The 961-nt window shown below is 62.9% G+C and carries 1 pseudogene; it reads left to right on the top strand.

Going from position 1 to position 961, the window contains the following annotated elements:
• Nucleotides 1-14: 14 nt before the first annotated feature.
• Nucleotides 15-961, top strand: a pseudogene (locus KME79_RS44310) (DNA-directed RNA polymerase subunit beta); the annotation flags it as partial.

The following is a 961-nucleotide window of genomic DNA, read 5'->3' as shown; positions in this document are numbered from 1 at the left end:
CGGAAGGACATCTGTTGGCAGCCTCGCGCAACGCCTCCGCCGTACCCGCTGGTCCCCGTCGCGTCTCTTTCTCGCGTATCCAGGAGCCGCTCGAAGTTCCTGACCTTCTCGCTCTGCAGACCGAGTCGTTCGACTGGCTGCTCGGCAACGAGAAGTGGAAGGGCCGGGTCGAGGCGGCTCGCCAGGCCGGTCGCAAGGACGTCCCGACCCAGTCGGGCCTCGAAGAGATCTTCGAAGAGATCAGTCCCATCGAGGACTTCTCGGGGACCATGTCCTTGTCGTTCCGCGACCACCGGTTCGAGCCGCCCAAGTACTCCGTAGACGAGTGCAAAGACAAGGACATGACCTACTCCGCCCCGATGTTCGTCACGGCGGAGTTCATCAATAACACCACCGGTGAGATCAAGAGCCAGACGGTGTTCATGGGTGATTTCCCGCTCATGACGCCGAAGGGCACGTTCATCATCAACGGCACCGAGCGTGTCGTGGTCTCGCAGCTGGTGCGTTCGCCGGGGGTCTATTTCGACCGCAGTGTCGACAAGACCTCCGACAAGGATCTGTTCGGCTGCAAGGTCATCCCGTCGCGGGGTGCCTGGCTGGAGTTCGAGATCGACAAGCGCGACAGCGTCGGTGTGCGCATCGACCGTAAGCGCAAGCAGGCCGTCACCGTGCTTCTCAAGGCACTGGGGTGGACCAGCGAGCAGATTCTCGAGCGGTTCGGCCGTTACGAGTCCATGCGCGCCACGCTGGAGAAGGACCACACCGCGGGTCAGGATGACGCCCTGCTCGACATCTACCGCAAGCTGCGGCCGGGTGAGCCGCCGACCAAGGAGTCGGCGCAGACCCTGCTGGAGAACCTGTATTTCAACCCGAAGCGTTACGACCTGGCGAAGGTCGGCCGCTACAAGATCAACAAGAAGCTCGGCGTCGGCGCCGACATCACGCAGGGCACGCTGACCGA

This window comes from Nonomuraea harbinensis (assembly GCF_019396385.1).
In the GTDB taxonomy this organism is placed as follows: Bacteria; Actinomycetota; Actinomycetes; order Streptosporangiales; family Streptosporangiaceae; genus Nonomuraea; species Nonomuraea ferruginea.
Note: the sequence above shows the minus strand (reverse complement) of the source record. Positions and strands in the feature narration are given on the sequence as shown.